Source organism: Deltaproteobacteria bacterium (genome assembly GCA_003696105.1).
Lineage (GTDB): Bacteria > Myxococcota_A > Polyangia > Haliangiales > J016 > J016.
Window position 1 is genome coordinate 1 of record RFGE01000046.1, and the last position, 4367, is coordinate 4367.

Genomic DNA, 4367 nt, shown 5'->3' on the forward strand with positions numbered 1-4367 from the left:
CGCCGGCCGGCGCGCCGGCGCGGTCGCCGGCCGGACGCCGGGCAGCACGGCCGCCGGCGCCATCGCGGCCGGCGGCGGCGTCGGCGTGCGCGGGGCGACCACGGCCGGCGAGCTGTCCGCCGGCGCCGGCGCGGCCGGCCGCAGCTCGCAGCAGCAGGTCCGCGTGACCGCGGGTCGATCGCGGTCGCGGGCCGGCGGATGGCAGCACGGCGACGGCGCGACGATCCACGCGGCGCGGCCGTCGCACGGCGCTGCCGACGCGAGCGCCGCGCTCGGTAGCGCGGCGGCGATCGTCACGACCACGGCGGCGACCTGGCGGTACACGTCGTACAATACATAACACCGAACGCCGCGGCGCGCACGACAAATGGGGTCGCGCGGCTGTTCCGAACCGGCGCGTGCGACGCCACGACGCGCCGGATGTGATTCACTGGGGCCATGCCATCGGGGGAGTCGGTCGCGCTCGTGCTGTCGGGGGGCGGCGTGCGCGGCGCGTACGAAGTCGGCGTGGTCCAGGGCATCGTCGAGGCGCTCGGCGGCGCGCAGGGCGACCTGCGCGACCGCCGGTCCGGCGGTGCGGCCTTTCGCGTGTTCGCCGGCACGTCCGTCGGCGCGATCAACGCGGCGTTCCTCGCGTCGCACGCCCATCGCGCCGACCTCGGGATCGCCGACCTGGCGCAGCGATGGCGCGGGCTGCGCCTGCGCGAGCACCTGCGCGTCGATCCCCTCGGTCTGTGGCAGCGCCCGCGGTGGTGGCCGCGCCGCGACGCCACCGATCGCCTCGGCCGATCGCTGCTCGACCCCCGGCCGATCGAGCGGCTCATCCGCGAGTCGATCGCGTGGGACGCGCTGCACGACAACGTGCAGGCCGGGCGCGTCGCCGCGCTCGTCGTCGCGGCGCTCGAGATCGCCACCGGGCGCACGTCGATGTTCGCGGAGGTCGCTCCGGGCGCGTCGTTTCGGCCGTCGCGCGACCCGCGGCGGCGGGCGGTGTTCGGCCCGATCGGCCCCGACCACGTCGCCGCGTCGGCGGCGCTGCCGCTGCTGTTTCCGGCGCGCCGCATCGGCGGATCGTACTACTGCGACGGCGGCCTCCGGTTCAACACGCCGATCGCACCGGCGATCCGCGCGGGGGCCGACAAGCTCGTCGTCGTGTCGGTGCTCCACCGCCGCGAGGACGTCGACGCGGCCGGCGACCACACGGCCGACTATCCGTCGCTCGCGTTTCTGCTCGGCAAGCTGCTCAACGCGTTGCTGCTCGACCCGGTGCAGTACGACCTGCAGGTGCTCGAGCGCTTCAATCGGCTGTGGCGCGTGATCGAGGCGACGCTCGACCCCGCCGAGCTGGCGCGCGTGCGCGACGTGCTCGTCGATACGCGCGGCGTCGCATATCGCACGATCGACACGCTCGTGTTCACGCCGTCGCAGGACATCGGCGAGCTGGCGGCGGAGTTCGTCGCGCGGGATCTCGCGGGCCGGGCGGCCGGGCGCGGGGTGACGTGGCTTCTGCGGCGCGCGACCGGCTCGCGCATCGGCAGGGAGGCCGACTTCGCGTCGTACTTCCTGTTCGACGGGGCGTTCGCCGACCGATTGATCGCGCTCGGGCGCGCCGACGCCGCCGCCCGCGCGGCCGACATCCGACGGTTTTTCGGCGCGCCGGCCGGCGGGTGACGGTCGATTTCGCACCGGCGCGGTCGCGGGAGCGGTACACTCGCGTGGGGCGATCATGACACGCTACGCACTCGCATTTGCCATCGTGGCCGCGGCATGCGGAGGAGGGGACGCCGGCGGCGGCCCAGGCGCCGACGCGGCCGTGGCGAGCCCGGACACCGACGGCGACTCGATCTCCGACGCCGACGAGGGCGCCGCGACCGGGGTGGACACCGACGGCGACGGCGTCCCCGACTACCGCGACGACGACGCCGACGGCGACGGGATCCCCGACTACCGCGAGGCGGGCGACGCCGACCCGGCGACGCCGCCGGTCGACAGCGACGGCGACGGCATCCCCGACTTCCGCGATACCGACTCGGACCAAAACGGGCGGCCGGACGGCGTCGACGGCACCGCCGACACCGACGGCGACGGCACGCCCGACTTCGCCGACCGAGACGACGACGGCGACGGCCTGTCGGACGCCGACGAGATCGGGCCGTCCGCGATGATGCCGGTCGACACCGACGGCGACGGCACGCCGGACTTTCGCGATCCGGACTCCGACGACGACACGATCGCCGACCGCAACGAGGGCGCGGTCGACCCCGACATGGACGGCGTGCCGTCGTATCTCGACGGCGATTCGGACGGCGACTGCATCCCGGACGCGGCCGAGGCGGGCGACGCCGACCTCGCGACGCCGCCGGTCGACACCGACGGCGACGGCCGGCCCGACTTCCTCGACCTCGACGCCGACAACGACGGCCTCGCCGACGCGGACGAGGATCGCGACTGCGACGGCGCCGTCGGGCCGGACGAGACGTCGGCCACCAGCGAGGACACCGACGGCGACGGCGTGTCGGATCTGGTCGAGACGGCGGCGGGGACCGACCCGCGCGACAGCGGCGACAACCCGCAGGCCAACGGCGACTTCGTGTTCGTCGTCCCCTACCAGGAGCCGCCCGACCCGGACGAGGACGACCTCGACTTCTCCACCGACCTGCAGATCGTCGACGTGTACGTGCTCATCGACCGCTCCGGCTCGATGAGTTCCGAAATCAATTCCGTTCGCAACAACATGCAGACGGTGCTGTCGCACCTGTCGTGCCCGCCGTTGGGCACCGGCGATCCGGCCAGCTGCATCCCGGACCTGTGGTCGGGCGCGGGGACGATCGGCTACATCGACGCCGGCGGCCAGGCCTACACCAACCACCTCGACATCCAGCCCAACCCGAGCTTGACCGGCCCCGCGATCCCGACGTCGGAGCCGGGCGGCTGTTGCAAGGAGGCGCTCGCGCTCGCCGGCTGGTCCGTCATGACCGGAAAGGGGAGCGCAGCGGCCGGGTGCACCATCGGCTCGGCCTACGGGGACCGCGCGACGTGCGCCGGCTCGCCGGCGGGCGCGTCGGGGATCGGCTACCCGTGCTTCCGCAACGAGGCGCTGCCGGTGCTGCTGTTCGCGACCGACGAGGCGTTCAGCAGCGGGGACACCGCCAACTGCCCGTCGACCACGGCGTTCAGCGACGCGGCCAACGCGATCGGCGCCAAGGTGATCGGGATCCAGGGCAACGGCGGCGGCTCGACCTTGACCGACGAGCTGCGGGCGGTCGCCGCGGCCACCGGCGCGGTCGACTCGGGCGGCAACGCGCTCGTGTTCAACGGCGCCGACGCGTCGGCGGCCGGCGCGATCGAAGACGCGATCCGCACGCTCGCCAACAACGTGCCGCTGGACGTGTCGGCCACTCCGGTCGACGACGCCTCCGACGCGGTCGACGCGGTGGCGGAGTTCGTCGATCGGCTCGAGACGCAGCAGCTCGGCACGCCCGCGTGCGCCGACGGGCTGGCGGAAGCCGACAGCGACGGTGACGGCTACGCCGACCTGTACATCGACGTGCTGCCCGGCACGCCGGTGTGCTGGCGCCTCGTGCCGAAGGTCAACACGACCGTGATGGCCACGGACGAGCCGCAGCTGTTTCGCGCGACGGTGCGCGTGTTCGGCGACGGCGTGACGCTGCTCGACGAGCGCGACGTGTACTTCCTGGTGCCGCCGGACATCCCCGACGTGCCGATCGACTGAACGCCGAGTCACCGGGCGGCGACGGCGGTCTGCGCCGCGACGGCCGGCGTGCGGATCGCCGCCGCGACGGCGAGCGGAGGCCGGCGCGCGGACGGCGCCGCGAAGGCGAGCGGAGGCCGGCGCGCGGACGGCGCCCCGAAGGCGAGCGGAGGCCGGCGCGCGGACGGCGCCCCCGCGCGACCCGGGCGGGGGGATGGAGCCGATGGGCGGACTCGAACCGCCGACCTACGGTTTACGAAACCGTTGCTCTACCGACTGAGCTACATCGGCACACGGTGGCCGGGGACAGGCACTTTGCCCAACCCGCCGGACAAATGCAAGGGCCTGCGCGCCCGACCGTCGATCACTTTGTGCCTGCGAGCGCAGCGCCCACTCGACGGAGGGCAGGCGGCTCGAGAACGCTTTGAATTCGGGTAACTGTGAGCGGCGGGCCATGCGCCTCGACAGCGGCGATCCGGTTCCCGATCGTCACATAAGACTGGCGCGGCCCCTCTGTGCGGCTTGGCAGTCGCAGCGACGGGTTCGCTTCGCCGCGATCATCCCCGTGAGCGTCCAGATGAGCGACGCCACCGCCAACGGCATCGTGGCACGGCCGAGCGCCTCGGGGGCGCGGACCTGCGTCCAGGCGAGCTTC

General features: G+C 74.0%; 3 protein-coding genes and 1 tRNA gene. 2 read left to right on the top strand and 2 right to left on the bottom strand.

Annotated elements, in window-relative coordinates:
* On the bottom strand, window positions 1–229 hold a 229-nt coding region (locus D6689_02945), incomplete at its 3' end, for a hypothetical protein (GenBank protein RMH44222.1).
* 209 nt (window positions 230–438) lie between these two features.
* Between D6689_02945 and D6689_02950 the strand changes: the two genes are divergently transcribed.
* Both D6689_02950 and D6689_02955 read left to right on the top strand, forming a co-directional pair.
* Window positions 439–1671 (top strand): hypothetical protein, encoded by a 1233-nt coding sequence (locus D6689_02950; protein RMH44223.1) that lies wholly within the window; start codon window positions 439–441, stop codon window positions 1669–1671.
* 55 nt (window positions 1672–1726) lie between these two features.
* Window positions 1727–3733, top strand: a complete 2007-nt coding sequence (locus D6689_02955; GenBank protein RMH44224.1) for a VWA domain-containing protein — start codon at window positions 1727–1729, stop codon at window positions 3731–3733.
* Between the two features lie 194 nt (window positions 3734–3927).
* Here D6689_02955 and D6689_02960 read toward each other — a convergent pair.
* A tRNA-Thr gene (locus D6689_02960) sits at window positions 3928–4003 on the bottom strand.
* Window positions 4004–4367 lie beyond the last annotated feature (364 nt).

What these genes read in the sequence shown, in the direction of transcription:
- D6689_02950 (RMH44223.1), top strand. Translation starts at nt 439, where the DNA reads ATGCCATCGGGGGAGTCGGTCGCGCTCGTGCTGTCGGGGGGCGGCGTG.
- D6689_02955 (RMH44224.1), top strand. Translation starts at nt 1,727, where the DNA reads ATGACACGCTACGCACTCGCATTTGCCATCGTGGCCGCGGCATGCGGA.